Below are 22,969 nucleotides of genomic sequence, written 5' to 3'. Positions count from 1 at the left end.
AGCAGTGGCTTTTTTGTTTTTTTTGGACAAGAGTGATATTTGAAGGGGAGTACAACATCTGAAGGGCTGTAATTGAGTGACATTTTTGTTACCGACGCTGAGGTCGATACAAGTATAATAGATAAGTGCAAATAATAAGCAACATCTCTAATACGAAGGAACTACTCATAAATTCTAACTTTGAATTTTCTTGTGTCTTTAGATGCATTGTGGAGGTAAGGAGGATTTAAGGCATGAAACAAACAAGAATTATTAAGATATTAATTTTTTCGTGTATAGTAGCTTTAATACTGGCAGGCTGCGGTACGAAAGCGCCCAGCTGGGATGCTTTTGAGGGTGCGCTAAACGAGAAAAATTTCCCTGTACCCCAAGAGGCTTACTCACCAGACCAGACTACGACAAACGTTGCTATGGATTATGTGCGTTATTCTTTACCTGGATTAAAGGAGAAGAACGGTATCCCAGAGGAGTATATGGATACTATTAAGGCCTGGGGATGGGTTGAACAGGAAGAGGAGAATACCGATTCATCTGGTGTTTTTCAGAAGGATGGAGTAACGGTTCATTTAACAGTGCATGATGATTATTTTATAGTTATGATCCCTAAAGAAAAGAAGGCCTTAATTAAAGGTCTTAAGACAAAATAAAATAATCGCCGTCCTTTATGGATGGCGATTATTTATTTATATGCGAATACAGGTTAACTGTACTCTATTGAGAGTAATAGGAGGCATCGGTTGGATTAAACTTCAGCATGCCTTCCTTGTTGCGTTGATTTATTTTGAACAGTGTATAGAGACGGGGCAGTAAAAGCCACAAGTGGCAAATAATCAGGGATACTGTAAATGCCGGTGGTGACCAAAAAATAAAGAGAGCTGCGATACAAAGTCCAATATAAAAATTATGTAACTGTACTTTACGGAAAATGCGGTAACTAATGTGTTGATCTGGCATGAAGCCAAGCCACGGGATTTTAAATGAGATGGACCATCTTTTTGAAATAGGATGACCGGAGATTAGAAGTACTGAGCGTGAAATAACATATTGAACCCAGAACATAACCGGAGCAGCTATAATTAAGTAGAGAATACTCCACCAAGAAAGAAAGACTGTCTCGAGCACAAGGACCAAAAGAGGGAGCAAAATATAAACACGCAGCAGAGGTGCCGTTAGATTAATTTTTTTGATTAATTTATATTGATAGAATGTAGCAGCGCCTTTGGTGTTGGGTTCCATATAAAATAGACTAACCTCCTCACAGATTCATATGTTCTTAATATCGGCGAATGAAAGCATTTTATTAAACTATGGGCGAATATTCACCGATATAGGGGCAGCGGAATATATATAATACACGAAACGAAGGATATGAAAAAACTATGAAAAGGTTTAAAATGATAGAAGGTGTATCATACTGTTCTTAAAAGAGTCAAGGTGGGATGGTTATGGAACAGCAAACCGGGCAAGCTTGTATCATTTGTGGACAGGAAAAAGAAGAAGGTATTGTGATTGTCTCGCATTTTATTTGTGAGGATTGTGAGGCAGAAATGATCCGTACCGAGGCAGAAGATGCTAAGTACCGTTTTTTTATTGGCCAGATGAAGAAGATCGGATTGCAAAAGAACGCTTAAGTAGAGTAACTCTGTTAATTGATGCGGATAAGAGAGCAGTCTGGATGGAAGATATAAGGGCTGCATTAGGAATATTCATATACGGCTTCCTCGTTGTTTAAGCGGGGGGAGCCGTTTTGCTGTTCAATCAGATGCTTTTATGTGGAAACATAGGAGTTTCTGAATATTTACGTTAAAATAGAAGGAACCCTATGGGAAGGAATTTAATATGAATAAATTACAACGATGTAGGGCGCCTGTATACGAAATGCTGGAGCAATATAGAATTGTGGGTAATATATCTTATCATGTGCCGGGACATAAAAATGGAGCGGCATATGACGGCGTAGAAGGCGCTGGGTTTCTAGATGAGGTTATGAAGTACGATGTTACGGAGATTACCGGCACGGATGATCTTCATCATCCTGAGGGAGTCATTAAGGAAGCACAGGAGTTGGCTGCTGATTGTTTTGGCGCAGAGGAGAGTTTTTTTCTAGTTGGAGGGAGCACGGCGGGCAACCTGGCGCTGATTCTAACGGCTTGCCCCGAGCCAGGAATGATTCTGATTCTTCAACGAAATGTGCATAAATCAGTGATTCATGGTCTTATGTTAGCTGGAGTGCGGGCTGTTTTCGTCGAGCCGCTAATTGATCCACTCAGCGGCTTGGCAGTAGCGCCGGCGGCAGAAGCTGTTGAGGCTGCACTTGCAGCCTATCCTGAAGCCGCCGCTGTATTTGTCACCATGCCCAATTACTACGGCATGGGCAGTGACCTTGCGCCCCTCGCGCGTATTTGCCACGACAGCGGTGTACCGCTGCTTGTCGATGAAGCGCATGGGGCGCATTACGGGCAGCATCCGGCACTGCCTGCCGGGGCGCTTGCTTGTGGCGCGGACGGCGTAGTGCAGTCCACGCACAAGATGCTCACTGCGATGACCATGGGCGCTATGCTGCATGTTCAAGGGCAGCGGCTCGACCGTGCCCTGCTCTCGCAGCGGCTCGCCATGGTGCAGAGCTCCAGCCCATCATATCCTATGATGGCGTCGCTTGATCTTGCCCGGCGGCTGCTGCACAGCCGGGGCAGCGATGCTTTCACGGCGGGGCTGGCCGCCGTGGATGTCCTGCGGCGCGGCCTTGCCGAGCTGCCGCGCTATGGATTGGTGCAGCCGGCAGAGCCGCTGCATAAGGCGGCGTACGAGATGCAGGACCCCTTCAAAGTCGTCATTTATGACGCCACCGGGGTCCTAGGCGGTTTCGAGCTGCAGCGCAGGCTCGAAGCTAAGGGCTGTGTGCCGGAGATGAGTGACGACCGGCACGTAGTGCTGCTGTTCAGCCTCGGTTCGAAGGCTGAAGATGCAGCAAGGTTATTGCAGGCGCTGCGGGAAATAGAGTTGGAGGATACATCCGAATCACCGCACACCGCGGGCATTTCAGAATCTCGAAAAATTTCCACGTGGAACAATTTGAATGTTTTACAAATCTCAGCACCCGTTCCCTTCTCTTTGAAGCCGGTGACAGCCAATGAGGTAGAAAGTATTAATCTTGAACACAGCGTGGGGAGAGTAGCTGCAGAGATGGTAATTCCCTATCCACCAGGCATTCCATTATTATATCCGGGTGAGGTCATCACAGATCAGATACAGCAAAGACTGACTGGTTTAGCTTATGGAGGCGCGAAGTTCCAGGCTTGTGCTGATCCGGTCTTGCAGCGTATTAAGGTATACAACACTCAGAAGGGCGGAGAAGTATAAGTGGGCAAAGAAGGTTTCTTCATAACATTAGAAGGGGGCGAAGGCTCCGGAAAAACAACGGTACTGGGCAGAGTAGCAGCATATTTGCAGAATCGGTCCATGCCCTATCGAATTACACGTGAACCTGGAGGCATTGAAATCGCCGAAAAAATTCGCTCTATTATTCTGGATCCTGCCCATACTGCAATGGATGCACGTACAGAGGCATTGCTGTACGCTGCATCAAGAAGCCAACATCTCGCTGAAGTAGTAGAGCCAGCTCTTAGAGAAGGGCTTACAGTCCTCTGTGACCGCTTTGTAGACAGTAGTCTCGTTTATCAAGGACATGCAAGAGGATTAGGTATGGAAGAGGTGTGGAGTATTAACCGCTTTGCTATTGGAAATCGCATGCCGGATCTAACCTTTTATCTGGATGTAGACCCTGAGATTGGATTATCACGGATTGCGGCCAATCAAGATCGCGAAGTCAATCGTCTGGATATGGAGAGTCTTGCCTTTCATCAGAAGGTTCGTGAAGGTTATCATTTATTAATTAAGGCGAATCCGGAGAGAATAGTAGTTCTTGATGCAAACCGCCCTATTCATCTGGTAGAACAAGATATCGTGAGAACTCTTGAAGAGAGAGTATTAAAGGGTTTTTAGGGTGTTTTGTCTAATATAATAAGAGAAGTGGCATATAACTAAGCGTTTGCTTATGAAGTGAGGTTACTACTAAGAACACATTAAGTAGTAATACTCCATAAAACTTTTTTGGGAGGGAATGCGAAGATGAAGTTGATCATTGCAATTATCCAGGATAAAGACAGTAACCGGTTATCCAGTGAGCTAGTAAAAGCCAATTTCCGTGCTACCAAACTCGCAAGTACAGGTGGATTTCTTCGGGCGGGAAATACGACATTTATGATTGGGGTAGAAGACAGTCAGATCGAAGCTGTATTGAACGTTATCCGTAACAGCTGTAAAGTGCGTGAACAACTAGTCACTCCAGTAACTCCGATGAGTGGCACGACGGATTCCTATTTACCGCTCCCTGTTGAAGTACAGGTCGGTGGCGCTACTGTATTCGTGCTTCCTGTAGATCGTTTCGAACATTATTAAGTATAATATAAATGAGCAAGTCATTTACAAAAAAAGGGGCGGTAGATAACCTTTGAAGATCAATCCGGGATATAGGCCCTTAAAGAGTGAGCTTCCAAATGCAGAAGGGGCTAATAAGCCTGTTCAGCAGAAATCGTTCTCTGACGTTTTTCAGCAGCAAGGTGAACAGAAAACCAAAGATGAACTAAACCGCCAGATCAAAGAAATACAGTCACAAGGCGACCGTTTATCTAAGTCTATGACCATTCGTGAACTCACCATTTACCGGATGATGATCAAAAGGTTTCTGGAAGAAACCGCTCGTAGAGGCGTTATACTGAAAGAGACACGTGGATGGGATAGACGTGGGCGGGGCAAGCGTTACAAGCTGCTTGAGGAAATTGATGCGGCTTTGCTATCTATGGCAGACGATCTGCTGAATAGTGAGCAGGGCCGAATAGATCTGTTGGGACGTGTTGGAGAAATTCGCGGGTTGTTAATCAACCTTTCTTTTTAAAGTTTTGGGAGGAAATTATGCCTTTTCATGATATAGTAGGCCAGGAGCATGCTAAACGGCTACTCCAAAATGCCTTGCGCAAGGACGCTGTGAGCCATGCTTATTTATTTACAGGACCAGCAGGCAGTGGACAAATGAAGACGGCGCTGATGTTTGCGCAAGCAATTTTTTGCACTGAAAGCAAGGATGACGCCTGTGGGGAATGTCTAGAGTGCCGAAAGGTTGAGCATGGAAACCATCCTGATTTGTCATTGCTGCAGCCCGACGGTGCAAGCATAAAAATAGATCAGATCCGTGAGCTGCAGCGTGTCTTTTCCTATCGATCTGAGGGTGTGAATCCAAAGGTTTATATTATAGATGGGGCAGACAAAATGACGGTACAAGCTGCCAATAGTTTGTTGAAGTTTCTGGAAGAACCGCCAGCTCCGGCAGTAGGAATCCTAATATCTGATAATAGTCGTTCTTTATTGCCGACGATTCAGTCACGGACTCAGCGGATCCCATTTAGTCCGTTAAATCCGGATATTATGCTTCAAGCGCTAGCAAGTGAGGGTGTGCCAATCCCCTTAGCTCGATGTGCAGTATCACTTAGTTCAGGACTTGATGGTTGCAGGGAACTTTTGGAACAGAATTGGTTTGCAGAAATGAGAAATCTAGTGTTACAATTAGCTAAGGAGTCCTTAAGCAAGGGCAGCTCCACGGTAGCAACTGCCGGGCAGAAGCTGTTCAAGACTGGGCTCGCTGAACATTTGGATATCCTTTTCAGCATGTTCCATCTATGGTTTAAAGATATGCTCTACTTCCTGTACCGCAAGCACGAAAGTATCGTTTTTATAGATCAGTTAGACTTTATTTCCAGGCATGCCCGTGGTCGCAGTGCGGAACAATGGGTTGCTTATATGGGATATGCTGCGGAGAGTACTAAGAAGCTGCGTTCCAATGCCAATGCCCAGTTGTGTCTGGAGCAGTTCTTAATCCGACTGGAAAGTTAAAGGATTAGCAATGATATATCCTCCGGATGTCGCTTTACCTGGAAGTATCGTTTTAACAGACGAGGAAGGACAAGCATGGATCATCAGGGAGCGGACATGCCCATAGGTTCCTTTTACCGGCAAACAAGGGGGTTAATTTTTGTACAGCGTAGTAGGTGTCCGTTTTAAAAAAGCGGGTAAAATATATTATTTTGATCCACTTGATTTTCCGATTGAACGAGATCAATGTGTTATTGTTGAGACAGCACGTGGGGTGGAATACGGTAAGGTTGTCGTAGGCAAAAAAGAGGTGGAGGAGTCCGATGTTGTACTACCCCTCAAAAAAGTGATGCGTATTGCCGGAGAAACCGACGCACGCGTTGTTGAGGAGAACAAAAGTGCCGCTAAGGAGGCTTTTACCACCTGTTTAAATAAAATACGCGACCACGGTCTCAAAATGAAGCTCGTAGATGTAGAGTTTACTTTTGACCGTAATAAGATTATATTTTACTTTACGGCCGAAGGACGCGTTGACTTTAGAGAATTGGTTAAGGATCTGGCAAGTATTTTTCGGACCCGCATTGAGCTTCGGCAAATTGGGGTACGTGATGAAGCTAAGATGCTAGGTGGACTTGGACCTTGTGGACGAGTGCTTTGCTGCTCCTCTTGGTTAGGAGATTTTGAACCCGTATCCATAAAAATGGCCAAGGATCAGAACCTTTCACTTAATCCGACGAAGATTTCCGGACTTTGTGGACGTCTGATGTGTTGTTTAAAATTTGAGCATGACAATTATGAGAGTGTAAAGGAAGAAATGCCAGCGGTCGGCAAGATTGTCGTGACCTCATTGGGGGATGGCAAAGTAGTAGGAATCAATGCCGGAAACCGTACGGTTCATGTACAGTTGTTTGAAGTGGGCAAAGTTAAGGAACTTCCAATGGATGATGTTGTCGTCAAGTAAACCATATAAGGTTACTTTCGGGGTGGAAACTTGGAGAAGAAAAATATATTTGCACACATGCAGGATATGGAAGCGCAGATGGAAACGATGCGTGCCAATCTTGGAGAATGGAAACAGACGGTAAAAGAACTGATGGAGGCTAACCAGAGGTTAACTCTGGAGAATGAACAGCTTCGCAAAATTTTAAAGCGGGATGCACCTTTGGATCCTACCGTAGATTCTGCGGAGGCGGAAGCTCTTTTAGCTACCGGAGAGGGAACAGAAGAGGTTGTCGGGGAAGGTTATGACAACTTGGCTCGACTTTACCACGAAGGCTTTCACATCTGTAATGTTTATTTTGGACATTTACGCACGGAAGGTGACTGTCTGTTCTGTCTTTCTTTTCTTAATAAATGAGGATATCCAGCCGTAGGAGATTAATCCTACGGTTTTTTTTGAATTTTAGCTAATAGACATATGCATTTGAAGTAAGTTTTTCTCAACAAAACCTTTAGGAGATTATTACATGACGAATTCTTTTAATGATATACCTGTCCCCTTGTTACCGACGGAGCGGGTGGATGATTTACTAACACATGACCTGCGCATTATTCAAAGTGATGAAGTATTTAGCTTTTCTATGGATGCTGTATTGCTTGCTCGTTTCGCCAGTGTTCCGCCACGCGGAAGAGTTCTAGATCTTTGTACGGGAAATGGTGTAATACCGATTTTAATGACTACTCGGACAAAAGCTTCTATTGAAGGTATTGAAATACAACCTCGTTTAGCTGATATGGCTCGTCGTAGCGTGGCTCTCAATGGCCTTCAGGATCAGGTTGTAATTCATGAAGGTGATTTGCGCGAGTTATATACTACCGCAGGACATGGGGTGTATGATGCAATAACGGTGAACCCCCCTTATATGCCGCTTAATGGCAGTGATCTGAAGCTGAACAACCATCAAGCTATGGCTCGTCATGAGATAGGCTGTACACTGGAGGAGGTCATTCAGGCTTGTGTGCGATTAGTTCGGACGGGCGGAAAGGTAAGTATGGTTCATAAACCACAACGGTTGGTTGATATTATCAGTCTTATGAGACAATATAGACTCGAGCCAAAGATTATTCGGTTTGTACATCCACGTGCCCATCTGGAGGCAAATATGGTATTAATCGAAGCCGCACGTGATGGAAAGCCTGAGGTTCGTTTACAACCACCGCTCATCGTATATAATGAGGACAATCAATACTGTCCAGAGATTATGGACATCTACTATGGTGCTAAAGAGGGTAAATCATGACGATATCATGCCAAAGCAGTTTTCAAAACAAGACTAATACCAGTACTCAGGAGACAACAGGGTCGCTTTTTCTGGTGGCTACACCTATCGGTAATCTGGAGGATATGACCTATCGTGCAGTCCGCACATTACAGGAATGTGATATTATTGCCGCGGAAGATACGAGACAGACCCGAAAATTACTCAGCCACTTTGAGATTTCACCTTCGATGTTGTTTAGTTATCATGAGCATAATAAGGCTGCCAGTGGACCTGAGCTTGTACGCTATATAATAGAAGGAAAAAATTTGGCACTCGTCAGCGATGCCGGTTTACCAGCGATTTCTGACCCTGGAGAGGATCTTGTAGCCCTTGCTATAAGTCATGGAATTCCGGTGATTCCTATCCCTGGAGCTAACGCAGCGTTGTCAGCTTTGATTGCTTCTGGTCTATCTACGAATACGTTCACCTTTATCGGCTTTCTTCCCCGAGAGCGTAAGGACATCCGAGCAGTATTAAGTCCACTTCGTTCGGCTCAAGGCACTTTGTTGTTCTACGAATCTCCCCATCGCGTAGTTAAGACACTTGCTCATCTTCAAGAAGCATTCGGTAATCGCCAGATTGTGTTGGCACGTGAATTAACGAAAAGATATGAGGAGTTTCTACGCGGTTCAATTGAGGAATGTACGCTTTGGCTTGCTGAACATCCTCCGCTAGGCGAATATGTTATTGTCGTAGAAGGGGAGAGCAAGGAAGATGCAGAAATCGCAGAATCGGCGTGGTGGCGTCAGTTAAGCATTGAAGATCATGTAGCTCATTACGAAGCACAGGATGTACCACGGAAAGAGGCTATGAAAAAAGCGGCATCAGACCGGGGTGTAGCCAAACGGGATATTTATAATGCGTTGCTTGATAGAGCAGAAGAGTAAGTGTTATAGACGAATTCCTAGAATAACTAAGGATTCTCAGAGCCGATTCGAGCTTGAGTGATTTATCTGTGGGTTAAATGTACTTTGTACAGTTATTTTTGAATTTTTTTATGTATTTGTTCGTTTAGTTGTACTTCATACAGTTATAAAGGTGGAAAGGATTGATTTCACGGAGATATAGGAAATATAAGTGTACAAAATACAATTAATTCGTTTAATGGTAAAAAGCATTTAAAATAACTGTAAGAAATACAACTAAGTATTACTAGTTCCGTCTTGAAGCACATTGCCCTTAGGGAGTGCAAACCCAGACATAAAAAATACCTCCCGCGGTCACGGGAGGTCAAGGAGATATGAAAAGGTTAGAATTAACAATTTGATTAGTTCTATTATATACTATTTAATTTAGTTTGTCACAGGGGTAGGGATGGAAGATATGCATTCATGACAAACTATTTTTCCTTTAAAGTAAGTTACGTTCTCAGCGTTGCCACAGAAAATGCAGGCAGGCTCATACTTTTTAAGCATAATCCGTTCGCCATCAACGTAAATTTCCAGTGCGTCCTTTTCGCCAATGCCAAGTGTACGGCGTAATTCAATAGGAATAACAACCCGTCCAAGTTCGTCTACTTTTCTTACAATTCCTGTTGATTTCATCATAACAATCGTTACTCCTCTCAATGTTCCAAAAACGTCATTATTCGACATTGTTCACTGTTTTATGATACTTATAATACCAACGATTCCCAAATCAGTCAACCTTTTTTCATAGGCTGAATAAGAAAATTTCCATAAGAACTTTGAATGTCCCTATAAAAATTAAGAATTACCCTGAAAGCATTTTGTCGATTTACCAAGACCAAAAATGATACTTTTCGACAAAGTACGACATAATTACTTATTATATACTGATATTAGTTAAAATCATATTAAATTATTAGAAGGAGTTGATCTCATGAAGCAGCCGCTCACGGAAGAAAAAGTTTTCAAGGATCCCGTTCATAATTATATTCACGTACAGGATACGATTATTTGGCGACTAATTAATACAAAAGAATTTCAGCGTTTACGCCGGATTCGCCAGTTAGGTACCTCATATCTCACTTTTCATGGTGCAGAGCATAGTCGTTTTTCTCATTCTTTAGGAGTATATGAAATTACACGCAGAATCATTTCGCAATTTGAGCGCAGCGGGTATAAGGATTGGATTCCGGAAGAAAGTTTGCTTACTTTGTGTGCGGCTTTGCTGCATGATTTAGGGCATGGCCCATTTTCACATTCTATAGAAGAAGCTTTTGAAATGAACCATGAGGATTGGACCTGCCGGATTATTTTGGAGGACACGGAGATTACCGAAATATTGCGTGATGTGGAGGAAGATTTTCCTCGTAAAGTAGCTTCAGTTATCTCTAAGACTTATGAGCATGAAATTGTTGTCAATTTGGTTTCCAGTCCACTGGATGCTGATCGTATGGATTATTTACTGCGTGATGCGTACTATACAGGTGTAAACTATGGAACCATCGACATTGATCGGATTTTGAGAATGCTTCGTCCTTATAATGGGCGGATTGTAGTAAAAGAATCAGGTATGCATGCCATTGAAGATTATTTAATGTCGCGTTATCAAATGTACTGGCAGGTATATTTTCATCCGGTGACGCGCAGCTCTGAAATTATTTTGCGTCAAATCTTCCGTAGAGCTAAAGAATTGTTCCAAGAGGGGTACAAATTTCGCTTTATGATCGCTCCGCTGGAAGATCTCTTTCGAGGAGAAGTAACAGTGAAGCAATATTTAATGCTTGATGAGGCACTGGTACAGACTGCTTTTATGCAATGGACACTTGAAGAAGATGAGTTATTAAGCGACTTGTGTACCCGTTTTATTCATCGTAAACTGTATAAATATGTAGAGATCGAGAATTTGGATACAGATATGATTGCGGAAATCCGCAGCAGTTTTGCGGGAGCGGGACTTAACCCAGAATATGACTTAGAGATTGATTATCCGACAGATTTGCCTTATGATGTGTTCCGTCCAGGAGCAGCCTTCGACAATAATCAAATTTTACTGCTTGATCGGAATGAGCAATTGCGGGAAATTTCAGAGGTATCGGATATTGTGCGCTCAATAAGCGGAATTCATCGTGGCAGATATCACCTATATTTTCCGCAGGATAAGCTGAAAAAAGCCCTTACACGCTTGCCCTCTTCTGTAGCAGAGATTTTTGCAAAATAATACAAATATTTATGGAACTATTGATAAAAACAACAAGGAGTGAGCTTTAAAATGTATCTGTTCGACACACATACACATCTAGATGCGCCTCAATTCGACGAGGATCGCGAGGAAGTTATAGCTCGTGCAGTAGAGGCCGGAGTCAGCAAGATGATCAATATTGGATTTAACCGGGAAACGATCCCTTCAACGATGAAGCTGGCTGAATCTTATGATTATATTTATGCAGCGGTGGGCTGGCATCCACAGGATGCGATTGATATGAAAGAGGGCGACCTCGATTGGATCGCCTCTCTTTGCAGCCATGAGAAAGTGGTGGCCATCGGAGAGATTGGGTTGGATTATTATTGGGATACCTCTCCCAAGGATGTACAGCAGGAGGTCTTCCGCAAACAAATTGGACTAGCCCGTGAACTAAAAATGCCAATCTGTATACATGACCGTGATGCTCATGAAGATGTCGTACGGATTTTACGGGAGGAAAAAGCAAATGAAATTGGTGGCGTAATGCATTCGTTCTCAGGCAGCTGGGAAACAGCAAAAATGTGCCTAGACCTTGGATTTCATTTGTCATTTGGAGGACCGATCACGTTCAAAAATGCCAGAGTGCCTAAAGAGGTGCTTGCACAGACGCCATTGGACCGATTATTGATCGAAACAGACGCTCCATATTTGACTCCACACCCCTTCCGAGGCAAGCGAAATGAGAGTGCTCATGTGAAGTTAGTAGCAGAGGCTGCGGCTGAAATTAAAGGGTTAACATGGGAAGAATTGGCTAAAATTACGTATGCGAACGCACTGGAACGATTTGGGATTGTCTGAAAACAGGAGTAAAATGGGTGAAAAATAGAGAATAGCCGATATATTAAACTTTTTTAATATAAAAACGGCTGATTATTACAATATTTTAACCATATATTTGCGTAAACGTGGTTGAATCGTCCTTTACAACATGCATCAAAACAGGATATCATCTTTTCAGTGATGTGAGCTGTTGTTATTGTGACAGCCATTGATTCATGGATCGTCTCGCTGAGTCTCCGTATGGAGAACGGGGGAACCAATATTGGACTGCCGCATGCCTGTATCTTGAATACGACTAGGAATTGCCGCAGAACAATATTTGATTTCTTCACGTGGTCTTTGGGGTGAATTTAAGGGCAACCGCCGTGAGCGGGTGACCTGAAATAGGGCGTCTCTCTTTCGTCCGAACCCGACAGCTAACCCCGTAAGCGCAAGTAAGAGAGGCAACCTCGTGCACAAACATTCCCGCGTATTCTGACATCGGAGAAGCCACGAAAGAGTCCTCAAGAGAACTCTTTTTAGGCTTCTTTATTTTTGAATAAACTGAATGTTGCCCGCATACTGTTATATAACAGGTGTGGGAGTAGCTGTGCCGAGCAGGCGATCCATGAGCAGGAGACGCTAAGTTAATACGTGCGTATCCTGTGACAATCTCAAATAGCTTCGTCAAAGAAATTCAGTCCTCATGATATACAAATTGACGACGAGGCTATGTAAGGAGGATGGAGAGAATGGGCTTATTCCAACCAGAGGTATCCCATGATTCGCAGTCATCCAGCAGGTCTTTCGCATTACGGTGGGAGCAAGTAAATACTCGCGTACTTTTACTTGCAGGTGTGATTTCAATCGCAATCGCGCTGTTAATTCTGCTGTACGTACACGGTCAAAGTAACAAACAATTAGTTTTAGTAATAGACGGGCAAACACAGACACTTGAAACGCGAGAAGCACTTCTAGGTGATGTGTTGGAGAAAGAGCAAATTTCGCTGCAGCCGCATGATGAATTATCTTTAGGTCTGAGTGATGAAATAAAAGACGGTGACCGTGTCGTTATCAATCGTGCGCAGAAATTTAGCCTTACTGCGGACGGAGCAACAAAAACGTTATATACGACCGAAGACACTATCGGTCAAGCGATTGACAAACTGGGTATCAACCTAGAAGGCTATGATAAGATTTTTCCTTCGTTAGACACCACCATCTCTGCTGACATGGAGATTAAGATCGTTCGTATCAACAAGCAAACGGTACAGCGAACAACTAACTTACCTTTCCGTGTTATTAAGACAGCAGATCCCTCCCTTACTGTGGGAACAGTTAGAGTGGCACAGGCAGGCAAACCAGGCGTCATGGTTCAGCATATTGAAAAGATCTATCAAGACGGAGAACTGGCCTCTATGCGCATGATCGGCAAGGAAGTACAAACGGTAACAAAAGATAAGATCATTGCCGTTGGTACTAAAGCACTTCCTAAGCCTACTGTAGTTGCTAAAGCTACAACAACTTCCAAATCAAGCACTACCTCCAAAACGACTAAAGTTAGCGCTAAGACTAAGAACGTCACAAGCAAGGCTGGCGTAGATTTTGAGTACAAGAAGATGATTAAGAACGTCTCCATGACAGCTTATTCGTCAGAAGAGCCAGGGATAGGTACTAAAACTGCCTCCGGAACACGCGTAACGGAAGGTCGTACAATTGCAGTAGATCCGAATGTAATTCCTATTGGCTGGTGGGTTTATATCGATGGGCTTGGATTCCGCCGTGCAGAGGATACTGGCGGTGCCATTAAAGGCAATAAAGTGGATGTCTATTATGATTCCCTGAGCCATGCTCGTAATTTCGGCCGTAAATCACGTACCGTTTATGTGATTGGACCTGTGAAACCAGAGCTTAACTAGAACTGAAGCTTTTGCAAAAAATCCTTTGATAAGCTATAGTGATGATAACCGTTAAGGAACGCTGGATGATCATTTCGTTGATCGCAGAGCAACCGCTCATCACTTATACATTCTTTAACCAAAAGAAGAGGAGCGAATCCTCTTCTTTTTGCTTTTTTTGGAAGGAGTCAAGAAATATGATTAAGGAATTAATCGTCGTTGAAGGCAAAAGCGATACCGTAGCCATTAAGCGTGCTGTAGAAGCGGATACCATTGAGACAGGCGGCTCTGCTGTAAACCGGACTGTAATTGCTAAGATCGCGCTTGCTATGGAACGTAGAGGGGTTATTATTCTTACGGACCCGGACCATGCTGGGGAGCGAATTCGTAAAATCGTTTCAGCGAAGGTGCCGGGCTGTAAGCATGCTTTTATTCCAGAGAAGGACGCAACTCGAAAAGGGGATATCGGTGTAGAGAATGCATCGCCAGAGGCGATTCGTCATGCGCTGCGTAATGTACATACCTCTTTTGAAGGAGCACCTGCTTTGATTGGTATTGATGATCTTATGGCCGCTGGAATGCTTGTACACCCTCGGGCTGCTGAAAGACGTATGGCGCTTGGTAATTTGCTTGGAATCGGATATTGTAACGGCAAACAGCTGTACAAGCGGCTGGCGATGTTTGGGATTACGCGGGAGGAATTTGCCGGGGCTCTCGCCCAAATTGATCAGGGAGGCATTACTTCATGAGTGGTAGAGAGGAAATTTCGACTCCAAAACGGACCAAAGAGATTATTCAACGTTATGGATTCAAGTTCAAGAAAAGCCTGGGACAGAATTTTTTGATTGATCAAAATATTTTGGACAAGATTGTAGACGCTGCTGGACTAGATAGCGATTCTGGGGCGCTGGAGATCGGGCCGGGAATTGGAGCGCTGACGGAGCGTCTGGCACTAACAGCGGGTGCTGTAACTGCCGTAGAGATTGACCGTAGACTGATTCCAATATTAAAAGACGTACTTTCCCCCTATCCCCATGTTAAGGTTCGTAACGATGATGTCCTCAATGTGAACTTGCAGGAAATGTTCAAGGAAGATTTCACCACTGTGAACAAGGTCAGTGTGGTTGCTAACCTGCCTTATTATGTGACTACTCCGATTCTGATGAAGCTGCTCGAAGAGAAGCTTCCCCTTGATAACATCGTTGTAATGATTCAGAAGGAGGTTGCGGAGCGTATGGCTGCATCTCCAGGTGGAAAGGAATACGGAAGTCTTAGCATTGCCGTGCAGTACTACAGCGAGCCTGAGCTCGTCTGTATCGTGCCACGTACCGTATTCATCCCTCAACCTAATGTGGAGTCTGCTGTTATCCGTCTGAAGGTTAGAGAGCATCCTCCGGTAAAGGTGGAGAGTGAGAAGCATTTCTTTGAAGTGGTTCACGCTTCTTTCACACAGCGCCGCAAGACGATTGCTAACAATCTGAAGGCTCGTTACTTCCCTGAACAGGGACGTGAGCAGCTGGAGGCTTTACTCGCAGAAGCGGGTATTGAACCGACCCGTCGCGGAGAAACACTCAGTCTTGAAGAATACGCCCGCTTAAGCAGTGTTTTGCTAGCCGCTGGAATTGAATAAGCAATAAGAAACGGTTGTTGTCTTAAAGGACGACAACCGTTTCTCGTAGAAATATAAGGATGTTATTGTGGTGGAGCATTATACATTCTTATATTTTAAAAATATGGCGAGTTATGAACCAACTGAGGCCTTTGCCCATACGATGGGGTAGAGGTGGTGGTTGTAATGAATTTAGGAGACTTGGTCGTTCGCAAATCTTATGGCGGTGATTTAACATTTCGTGTAGATAATATTGTGCAGGATAGAGCCGTCATTAAAGGCACAGATTTCCGCCTGTTGGCGGATTCTCCTCTGGATGACCTGGTTCAAGTGCCTCCTACCCGAATAACGGAACGGGGACAGCAAGCACAGATCAAAGCGAAGGAATCACTGACACAGCTGCGGAAGGATCGTCAGGAGCAAAGTCAGCGGAGCGGGGGAACCCTAACAGAGGGGACATGGGCTCCACCGTCCAAGGAAGCTCCTTATTTTGAAGTGCCGGGTAAAGTACTGCATCTGGATGGCGATCCGGCATATTTGAATAAGAGCCTTAGTTTATACGAGCAGCTGCGGATTCCCGCTGAAGGGCATCATGTTCATGAATCTGCAATGGCTGATACGTTATACCGGCTGTTGCCCCGTGTACGCCCAGACATTGTAGTGATCACTGGTCATGATGGGGTACTGAAGCAACAGCATACTTACGATCTGTATAGTCTGAATAGCTATAAAAATTCGCAAAACTTTATAGCTGCTATTAGGGTAGCTAGGGAGTATGAGCGGAATTTTGATGCGTTGACTATTGTTGCCGGTGCTTGCCAATCTCATTTCGAGGCATTACTTGGAGCTGGGGCTAATTTTGCCAGTTCACCTGGCCGAATTTTGATCCATGCTCTGGATCCCGTGTATGTAGCCGCAAAATCATCCTTTACTTCCATCAGGGATACTGTAAATCTTAGCGATGTTCTGAATAATACCATCAGCGGCAATCAGGGTATTGGTGGTGTTGAGACCCGTGGCAGCTTCCGCATCGGAATGCCGCGACTGCAGAATCTGTCGGCGCTAAAAGTGACACCATCAGCCATTTAAGCGACAGAGATAGGTCTATGGTGTCAGGAATATAGGTAATTTGAATGGGCTGAATAGAATATCCGAAAGAAAGGGTGAGCGCTGAGCTTAACCCTTTCTTTTTTTCTTTGTAATGCCTATATTACAGATAACAAGGATATTAGTCCGGCGCTGATTTTTCGCAAAAAAATTCCGTTGACAACGAAATATGCATCAACTATAATTAATTATTTATTTGCTTTGACATTGTCCTGAAAAAGTTGTATAATGGACAAGAAAAGAGGTGGTCGTCAGGTAATGGCTAATAACGCGCTGTTGGAAATCAAACGCAGTCTTGAAGCTCACGTCGGTCATAAGATCACATTGCGTGCAAACGGAGGTCGTCGTAAAACCGTTGAACGCACAGGTGTCCTGGAAGAAACGTACCCTTCTGTATTTATTGTCAAACTGGATCAGGAGCAGCAAACTTTTAAGCGAGTCTCCTATAGCTATGCCGATATACTTACTGAATCTGTGGAAATCACAGTTTGTGAAGACGATGGGCAGATGCGGATTATGTATATTAAAGCTTAATGTTTCACGAACAGTCTCCCTTGGAGGCTGTTTTTTGTTTGCGTTTTTTGGGACAAATATTTGGTGCATGATCCGTGTTCTAAGCAAGCATACTAATTGGGCAACGGGTTAATCATTTATTTTCAAAAGGGAGGAATTCCGTAATGAGCCGCAGAAAACGAGGCATGATGTCGGAGGAACTGAAGACAGAGTTAGCCAAGGAGCTGGGTTTTTATGAAACCGTAGAACGTGAGGGCTGGGGTGGTATTACAACTCAAGACGCTGGCAACATGGTGAAAAAAGCGATACAGCTTGCCGAACAGGCCGCGCGGAAATCTTAAACTTTAGGCTATAAAGTGAATATTACTGAAAAAGGGTGCGTCTAAATGGCGACACCCTTTTATTATTGGACTTCATTAGAAGTTTCTCATATAATATGTTAAGTTGTTTTTACGGGAAAAGCTGAAGGTGGGTGAACGCCTTGAAAATGTATGAAAAGGCACCAGCTAAAATTAATTTGATGCTGGATGTGCTGCACAAACGTGCTGACGGTTTTCATGAGGTGGAAATGATTATGACCATGGTAGATTTAGCAGATCGCTTAGAGCTGTCTGAGCTGCCAAGGGATACTATTATAATATCAAGTCAGGCTGGTTATATTCCCCTGGACGAGAAAAATTTAGCTTTCCAGGCGGCAAGGCTTATTAAAGACCGTTATAACGTGAAGAGTGGGGTACATATCCATCTGGATAAAAGAATTCCGGTTGCGGCTGGCCTGGCTGGCGGCAGCAGTGATGCCGCAGCTACGCTACGCGGTCTAAACCGTCTGTGGCGTCTGGGTATTCCTGCGCAGGAGCTACAGGAGCTTGGCGCTGAGCTAGGTTCAGATGTACCTTTCTGCGTCACAGGGGGCACAGCCTTGGCTACAGGACGAGGCGAAAAGCTGACGCCAATCAATAACCCGCCACAATGCTGGGTTGTGTTGGCGAAACCACCGATCAACGTATCGACTGCAGAAGTGTATGGACGCGTTCGGAGCAATAATATAGCGGTTCATCCTTCTGCTCGAAAGATGCAGCAAGCGATAGAAGCTGGAGACTTTGGGGGCGTGTGCAACCATCTAGGCAACGTGCTTGAAGATGTTACCCTAAAGCTGCATCCAGAGGTTCAGCAGCTCAAGGAAGCGATGATAAAGCTTGGAGCAGATGGCGTACTGATGTCAGGCAGCGGACCTACCGTATTCGGATTAGTGTCCAAGCAGTCTAAAGTAGCAAGGATTTACAACGGACTGCGAGGGTTCTGCAAGGAAGTCTACGCAGTGAGATCACTGAATTAGTCTGCTTCTCTTGTGTAAACCCGTACAAAAGTGATATATTTTTCTAAAATATTCGGTTTTGGCGAGGAGCATTCCGTGAAGAAATTAAAAAGAAGCCAACGTTTGGTAGACATGACTCAGTTTTTACTTGAGCGGCCGCATGAACTACTGCCGCTGTCTATATTTTCCGATCGCTATGGAGCGGCTAAGTCCTCCATCAGTGAAGATTTGGCAATCATAAAAGAAGTATTTGAAGGTGAAGGCATCGGAGAGCTGCAGACTTTAGCTGGTGCAGCGGGTGGAGTACGTTATATCCCAGTTATGCCTAAAGATATGGCGCTTACCTTTGTGCAGCGCTTATGTGTGCAGCTAGAGCAGACTGACCGGATATTGCCTGGCGGTTATTTGTATATGTCGGATCTACTTGGGTTGCCGTCTTTGATGGAACAGGCGGGTAAGATCATCGCAACGGCGTTTTACGGATCGGAAATCGATGTGGTGATGACCGTTGAAACGAAAGGCATTCCACTAGCCTATGCAACAGCAGCACAGCTAGGCTTGCCGGTAGTGCTTGTGCGACGTGACCATCAGGTTACAGAGGGATCAGCAGTAAGTATTAACTACGTATCAGGATCTCATAAAAGCATACACACAATGTCTCTCTCCAGACGGGCACTCAAGGAGAAATCGCGAGTACTTATCGTAGATGACTTCATGAAGGCGGGAGGGACTGTACGTGGTATGGTGGATCTGCTCGGTGAATTTAATGCCGAGGTTGCTGGGGTAGGCGTTTTAGTGGAATCAGGCGCTGTAGAGACGGAAGAGCGTCTTTTGCACGATTACGTGTCCTTGGTAAAACTAAGTGAAGTAGACTCCAAAGAGCGGAGAATTTCGGCGCATCCGGGCAACTACTTTTCCTCTTGATTAGCCATTCTTTTACATTTTCAAAAAGCGTGGAAATTGTCGAAAACGTAAGGAATATTAAGAAAACTACTCGATGTATGTCGAAAACAACATATCCCAAAAAATATATTTCTTTTTTAGGTATTTTATGGAATGAAAAAGAAGGAATTCGCTTTGCTGTGTGGAATTATACACCAAGTCTCTGATGGAAAAAGGTGGTGAACACACACATGCAAATTACGGATGTCAGACTCCGCCGCGTTAACTCTGAGGGGAGAATGAAAGCAATCGCATCCATTACCATCGATAACGAGTTTGTTGTTCATGACATTCGCGTCATCGATGGCAATAATGGGATGTTTGTTGCAATGCCCAGCAAGCGTACACCGGACGGCGAATTCCGCGATATCGCGCACCCGATCTCTTCGGGAACACGCGAAAAGATTCAATCCGCGGTTCTGGCCGAGTACGATCGCGCCGCTACGGAAGAAGAAGAAGTTATTGAAGAGGGAGCTTAGGCTTCCTCGGAAGACTGCTACCTTTTGGGTGGCGTAGGATCCGCCGTTTTTGATAAGATCACACCGACATACACTTCATGAATTAGCAGCCTGATCTTGCAAGAAAAGCTATTGCTGGTGAAGGATTTGACGACATCTTCGAAAGGCAGCGATAAATGCTTTTCTAACTTGGGGTTTATAGAAAAGAGAACCATGACTTCATGGTTCTCTTTTCTTTTTGCCCGGAATGAGATATATTCAGTAGTGAGTTCAAGAGTAGGAGGTTGGCATTCTTGAAAAGAATGGCTGTAGTACTTGCCGCAGGTCAAGGCAAGCGAATGAAATCTAAATTATATAAGGTGCTGCACCCCGTTTGCGGTAAGCCGATGGTAGGGCACGTGCTTGATACAGTAAAAGCGACCGGATGCCAGCGCACCGTTGTTGTCGTTGGGCATGGCGCAGAGAAAGTTAAGGCCTATGTAGGTGAAGGCGCAGAATACGTGCTGCAGGAAACTCAGCTCGGCACTGGCCATGCTGTCAAACAAGCAAAGGATTTACTTGCTGGTGAAGAAGGAACAACTATAGTTATTTGTGGAGACACACCACTTGTAACCACAGAAACTCTAGAAGGACTCATGGCGCTTCATGAACAGCGTAATGCGGCTGCAACCGTATTGACAGCTGTTATGGAAAAGCCTACAGGCTACGGAAGAATTATTCGTGGTGAAGATGGCGGCGTTCTGAAGATTGTAGAGCAGAAGGATTGCACTACTGAAGAAGATGCGGTTCAAGAAATCAATACAGGCACTTATTGTTTTGATAATGCTAAATTATTTGCTGCACTCGAGAAGGTAACGAACAGTAATAACCAGCAGGAGTATTATTTGACTGATGTGATTGGGATTCTTCGTTCACAAGGGGATACCGTACTAGGATATCAGACCCATGACGCAGCTGAGTCTATCGGCGTTAATGATCGTTTAGCTTTGTCCGAAGCGGAAGCCTTTATGCGTCAACGTATTAATCGTAAACACATGCTAGGCGGTGTGACCATCATTGATCCAGCCTCCACTTATATCGGGGCAGATGTAGTTATCGGATCAGATACTACGCTTTATCCAGGAACCATCCTGAAAGGGAAGACTGTAATCGGGGACAATTGTGTGATCGGACCCGCTAGTGAAATCGAAGACTGTCAGATTATGGATGATGCAACGATTAAGCAGTCCGTATTGAATCAAGCTCAAGTCGGCGCACGGACAACCGTTGGGCCTTTTGCCTATTTGCGTCCAGGCTCTGTGCTTGGAGAAGAAGTTAAGGTTGGAGATTTCGTCGAGATCAAGAATGCTACGATTGGTGACGGTTCAAAAGTGTCACATCTTAGTTATGTCGGCGACGCATCTGTAGGTAAGAATGTAAACGTCGGGTGCGGTGCGATTACCGTTAACTACGACGGGTATAATAAATTCAAGACAACAATCGCAGACGATGCCTTTATTGGCAGTAATGTTAACCTTATTGCTCCAGTTACTGTGGGCAAAGGGGCTTTTGTTGTAGCAGGTTCGACAATTACACGTTCCGTTTCCGAGAACGATCTGGCTGTAGCTAGAGTAAGACAAGAGAACAAACCGGGATATGCAGAGAAGATCCGTTCCCGTGCAAAAGCGAAGAAAGACCACTCGAGTCCATCGTAAAGCGTTGCTAAGAAGCGCCGGACGGACTTATATTTCCGCGCCGGCGCCTTTGGAAAGCTAAATTCCGTCACGGAGGGTTTATATTTTATGACTTATTGTGATTCCAAGTTAAAGATTTTCACCTGTAACTCCAATCCTAAGCTAGCTAGTCAAATTGCTGATTACATCGGAATTCCGATGGGTGAATCACACACCACAAGTTTCAGCGATGGAGAAATTCAGGTCAAGCTGTCAGAAAGCGTTCGGGGATGCCATGTTTATATTGTTCAATCCACTTGTGGCCCTGTAAATGATAACCTGATGGAGCTTTTGGTTATGGTAGATGCGCTTAAACGTGCCTCCGCAAAAAGCATCAACGTGGTTATCCCTTACTACGGATATGCCCGTCAAGATCGTAAAGCCCGTTCCCGTGACCCCATTACCGCTAAGCTGGTAGCGAATCTAATTGAAAAGGCTGGCGCTCACCGTGTAATCACGATGGATCTTCATGCCATGCAGATTCAAGGATTCTTCGATATTCCAGTGGATCACTTGCTTGGTGTACCGATTCTGGCTCAGTATTTCCGTTCCAAGCAAATTGAGAACCCAGTTGTCGTATCGCCGGACCATGGCGGTGTAGTACGTGCAAGAAAGCTCGCTGATTTCCTGAACGCTCCACTGGCTATTATAGACAAGCGTCGTCCAGAACCTAATGTCAGCGAAGTTATGAACATCATCGGTAATATCGAAGGCAAAACAGCCATCCTGATCGATGATATCATCGATACCGCTGGAACTATCGTACTTGGTGCTAATGCTTTGATGGAAGGCGGCGTGAAGGAAGTATACGCATGCTGTACACACCCAGTATTGTCTGGTCCTGCACACGAGCGTCTGGAGAACTCTCCAATCAAAGAAATTATCGTGACGGATACCATTCCAATTCGCAGCGCGAATCCAACCTCTAAGCTCAAGGTGTTGTCCGTGGCTCCACTTATGGGTGAGGCAATTATCCGCGTTCATGAAGAGTTGTCGATTAGTAAATTGTTCGAGATTGAATAAATATAACGAATGAATAGTACAAAAGGGTTACACCTCCGTTCTCGGAGATGTAACCCTTATCGGCGTGCTACAGGTAGAACTACTCGATTTAGTATCCGGGGCGGGAGACAAAGGTGAATAAACTGCGGTTATAGAGTGTCCCTTGTAGCTCCACGAAAGCTTCGTCTACCGCTGTTAATACACCGATATCAATATGCACGTCGCCCTTGTATATTTCCACGGGCACAGCATATTGGATGTGGTACTGAAAATGGCGTTGATGTGTCAATAATTCGCCTTTGTGCGGCATAGGTTATC

27 protein-coding genes and 1 riboswitch are annotated in these 22,969 nt (G+C 44.6%); of the genes, 24 read left to right on the top strand and 3 right to left on the bottom strand.

Annotated features, from left to right (window positions below; translation table 11 throughout):
• The first annotated feature begins 233 nt into the window (after positions 1–233).
• On the top strand, positions 234–647 hold the full coding sequence (locus MHH60_RS27785; RefSeq protein ID WP_036678856.1) for a hypothetical protein: 414 nt from the start codon (positions 234–236) through the stop codon (positions 645–647).
• 64 nt (positions 648–711) lie between these two features.
• Here MHH60_RS27785 and MHH60_RS27780 read toward each other — a convergent pair whose 3' ends face one another.
• Entirely contained in the window at positions 712–1,236 is a 525-nt protein-coding gene (locus tag MHH60_RS27780) for a hypothetical protein (RefSeq protein WP_076130063.1), read from the bottom strand.
• A 209-nt stretch (positions 1,237–1,445) separates the two neighbouring features.
• On the opposite strand from MHH60_RS27780, the gene MHH60_RS27775 reads away from it, so the two are divergent.
• The 10 genes from MHH60_RS27775 to rsmI all read left to right on the top strand — a co-directional run bounded on the left by MHH60_RS27775 (position 1,446) and on the right by rsmI (position 9,073).
• A complete protein-coding gene (locus tag MHH60_RS27775) occupies positions 1,446–1,631 on the top strand; it encodes a sigma factor G inhibitor Gin (RefSeq protein ID WP_036678851.1) in 186 nt (61 codons plus the stop codon).
• 208 nt (positions 1,632–1,839) lie between these two features.
• Positions 1,840–3,360, top strand: a complete 1,521-nt coding sequence (locus MHH60_RS27770) for an aminotransferase class I/II-fold pyridoxal phosphate-dependent enzyme (protein ID WP_076138502.1) — start codon at positions 1,840–1,842, stop codon at positions 3,358–3,360.
• Complete coding sequence (gene tmk, locus MHH60_RS27765) at positions 3,361–4,002, top strand: dTMP kinase (protein ID WP_036678846.1); 642 nt, start codon at positions 3,361–3,363, stop codon at positions 4,000–4,002.
• 126 nt (positions 4,003–4,128) lie between these two features.
• Entirely contained in the window at positions 4,129–4,458 is a 330-nt protein-coding gene (locus MHH60_RS27760; RefSeq protein WP_036678844.1) for a cyclic-di-AMP receptor, read from the top strand.
• A 52-nt stretch (positions 4,459–4,510) separates the two neighbouring features.
• Positions 4,511–4,954, top strand: a complete 444-nt coding sequence (locus tag MHH60_RS27755; RefSeq protein WP_036678842.1) for a YaaR family protein — start codon at positions 4,511–4,513, stop codon at positions 4,952–4,954.
• A 17-nt stretch (positions 4,955–4,971) separates the two neighbouring features.
• On the top strand, positions 4,972–5,946 hold the full coding sequence (holB, locus tag MHH60_RS27750; protein ID WP_076099912.1) for a DNA polymerase III subunit delta': 975 nt from the start codon (positions 4,972–4,974) through the stop codon (positions 5,944–5,946).
• A gap of 139 nt (positions 5,947–6,085) precedes the next feature.
• Positions 6,086–6,886 (top strand): PSP1 domain-containing protein, encoded by an 801-nt coding sequence (locus MHH60_RS27745; RefSeq protein WP_036678838.1) that lies wholly within the window; start codon positions 6,086–6,088, stop codon positions 6,884–6,886.
• Positions 6,887–6,916: 30 nt separating this feature from the next.
• Positions 6,917–7,282, top strand: a complete 366-nt coding sequence (gene yabA, locus MHH60_RS27740) for a DNA replication initiation control protein YabA (RefSeq protein ID WP_036678835.1) — start codon at positions 6,917–6,919, stop codon at positions 7,280–7,282.
• 109 nt (positions 7,283–7,391) lie between these two features.
• Entirely contained in the window at positions 7,392–8,165 is a 774-nt protein-coding gene (locus MHH60_RS27735) for a tRNA1(Val) (adenine(37)-N6)-methyltransferase (RefSeq protein ID WP_076138501.1), read from the top strand.
• Positions 8,162–9,073: a 16S rRNA (cytidine(1402)-2'-O)-methyltransferase gene (gene rsmI / locus MHH60_RS27730; protein ID WP_076138500.1), complete on the top strand. Its 912-nt coding sequence runs from the start codon at positions 8,162–8,164 to the stop codon at positions 9,071–9,073. Before MHH60_RS27735 ends, rsmI begins: the two co-directional genes overlap by 4 nt.
• A gap of 405 nt (positions 9,074–9,478) precedes the next feature.
• Here the strand turns inward: rsmI and MHH60_RS27725 are convergent, their stop codons facing one another.
• Positions 9,479–9,733, bottom strand: a complete 255-nt coding sequence (locus tag MHH60_RS27725) for an AbrB/MazE/SpoVT family DNA-binding domain-containing protein (protein ID WP_036678829.1) — start codon at positions 9,731–9,733, stop codon at positions 9,479–9,481.
• A 295-nt stretch (positions 9,734–10,028) separates the two neighbouring features.
• Here MHH60_RS27725 and MHH60_RS27720 point away from each other — a divergent pair, with 295 nt between their 5' ends.
• The 13 genes from MHH60_RS27720 to MHH60_RS27660 all read left to right on the top strand — a co-directional run bounded on the left by MHH60_RS27720 (position 10,029) and on the right by MHH60_RS27660 (position 22,672).
• Positions 10,029–11,312: an HD domain-containing protein gene (locus MHH60_RS27720; protein WP_076138499.1), complete on the top strand. Its 1,284-nt coding sequence runs from the start codon at positions 10,029–10,031 to the stop codon at positions 11,310–11,312.
• A gap of 51 nt (positions 11,313–11,363) precedes the next feature.
• Positions 11,364–12,134 carry a TatD family hydrolase gene (locus tag MHH60_RS27715; protein ID WP_036678823.1) on the top strand — a complete coding sequence of 257 codons (771 nt, stop codon included), beginning with the start codon at positions 11,364–11,366 and terminating at the stop codon, positions 12,132–12,134.
• A 198-nt stretch (positions 12,135–12,332) separates the two neighbouring features.
• Positions 12,333–12,562, top strand: a riboswitch (cyclic di-AMP (ydaO/yuaA leader).
• A 285-nt stretch (positions 12,563–12,847) separates the two neighbouring features.
• Positions 12,848–14,014 carry a 3D domain-containing protein gene (locus tag MHH60_RS27710; protein WP_076105834.1) on the top strand — a complete coding sequence of 389 codons (1,167 nt, stop codon included), beginning with the start codon at positions 12,848–12,850 and terminating at the stop codon, positions 14,012–14,014.
• A gap of 176 nt (positions 14,015–14,190) precedes the next feature.
• Entirely contained in the window at positions 14,191–14,742 is a 552-nt protein-coding gene (rnmV, locus tag MHH60_RS27705) for a ribonuclease M5 (protein WP_036678817.1), read from the top strand.
• A complete protein-coding gene (gene rsmA, locus MHH60_RS27700; protein WP_076138498.1) occupies positions 14,739–15,623 on the top strand; it encodes a 16S rRNA (adenine(1518)-N(6)/adenine(1519)-N(6))-dimethyltransferase RsmA in 885 nt (294 codons plus the stop codon). Before rnmV ends, rsmA begins: the two co-directional genes overlap by 4 nt.
• Positions 15,624–15,788: 165 nt before the next feature.
• Positions 15,789–16,691, top strand: a complete 903-nt coding sequence (gene yabG, locus MHH60_RS27695; RefSeq protein WP_036678813.1) for a sporulation peptidase YabG — start codon at positions 15,789–15,791, stop codon at positions 16,689–16,691.
• A 276-nt stretch (positions 16,692–16,967) separates the two neighbouring features.
• The gene (gene veg / locus MHH60_RS27690) at positions 16,968–17,243 is read left to right on the top strand and encodes a biofilm formation stimulator Veg (RefSeq protein WP_019914493.1); all 276 of its coding nucleotides are present in this window, start codon (positions 16,968–16,970) and stop codon (positions 17,241–17,243) included.
• A 143-nt stretch (positions 17,244–17,386) separates the two neighbouring features.
• Positions 17,387–17,563 (top strand): small, acid-soluble spore protein, alpha/beta type, encoded by a 177-nt coding sequence (locus MHH60_RS27685; RefSeq protein WP_036678812.1) that lies wholly within the window; start codon positions 17,387–17,389, stop codon positions 17,561–17,563.
• A gap of 140 nt (positions 17,564–17,703) precedes the next feature.
• Positions 17,704–18,558: a 4-(cytidine 5'-diphospho)-2-C-methyl-D-erythritol kinase gene (gene ispE, locus MHH60_RS27680; protein WP_076138497.1), complete on the top strand. Its 855-nt coding sequence runs from the start codon at positions 17,704–17,706 to the stop codon at positions 18,556–18,558.
• Positions 18,559–18,633: 75 nt separating this feature from the next.
• A complete protein-coding gene (gene purR / locus MHH60_RS27675; protein ID WP_076138496.1) occupies positions 18,634–19,461 on the top strand; it encodes a pur operon repressor in 828 nt (275 codons plus the stop codon).
• A 209-nt stretch (positions 19,462–19,670) separates the two neighbouring features.
• On the top strand, positions 19,671–19,958 hold the full coding sequence (gene spoVG, locus MHH60_RS27670) for a septation regulator SpoVG (RefSeq protein WP_020425826.1): 288 nt from the start codon (positions 19,671–19,673) through the stop codon (positions 19,956–19,958).
• 272 nt (positions 19,959–20,230) lie between these two features.
• Positions 20,231–21,631: a bifunctional UDP-N-acetylglucosamine diphosphorylase/glucosamine-1-phosphate N-acetyltransferase GlmU gene (glmU, locus tag MHH60_RS27665; RefSeq protein WP_076138495.1), complete on the top strand. Its 1,401-nt coding sequence runs from the start codon at positions 20,231–20,233 to the stop codon at positions 21,629–21,631.
• Between the two features lie 87 nt (positions 21,632–21,718).
• Complete coding sequence (locus MHH60_RS27660) at positions 21,719–22,672, top strand: ribose-phosphate diphosphokinase (RefSeq protein WP_036678796.1); 954 nt, start codon at positions 21,719–21,721, stop codon at positions 22,670–22,672.
• Positions 22,673–22,760: 88 nt separating this feature from the next.
• Here MHH60_RS27660 and MHH60_RS27655 read toward each other — a convergent pair whose 3' ends face one another.
• A complete protein-coding gene (locus tag MHH60_RS27655) occupies positions 22,761–22,961 on the bottom strand; it encodes a hypothetical protein (RefSeq protein WP_036678792.1) in 201 nt (66 codons plus the stop codon).
• Between the last annotated feature and the right edge of the window lie 8 nt (positions 22,962–22,969).

This window comes from Paenibacillus sp. FSL H7-0716, from assembly GCF_038002705.1.
Lineage (GTDB): Bacteria > Bacillota > Bacilli > Paenibacillales > Paenibacillaceae > Paenibacillus_AQ > Paenibacillus_AQ odorifer.
Note: the sequence above shows the minus strand (reverse complement) of the source record. Positions and strands in the feature narration are given on the sequence as shown.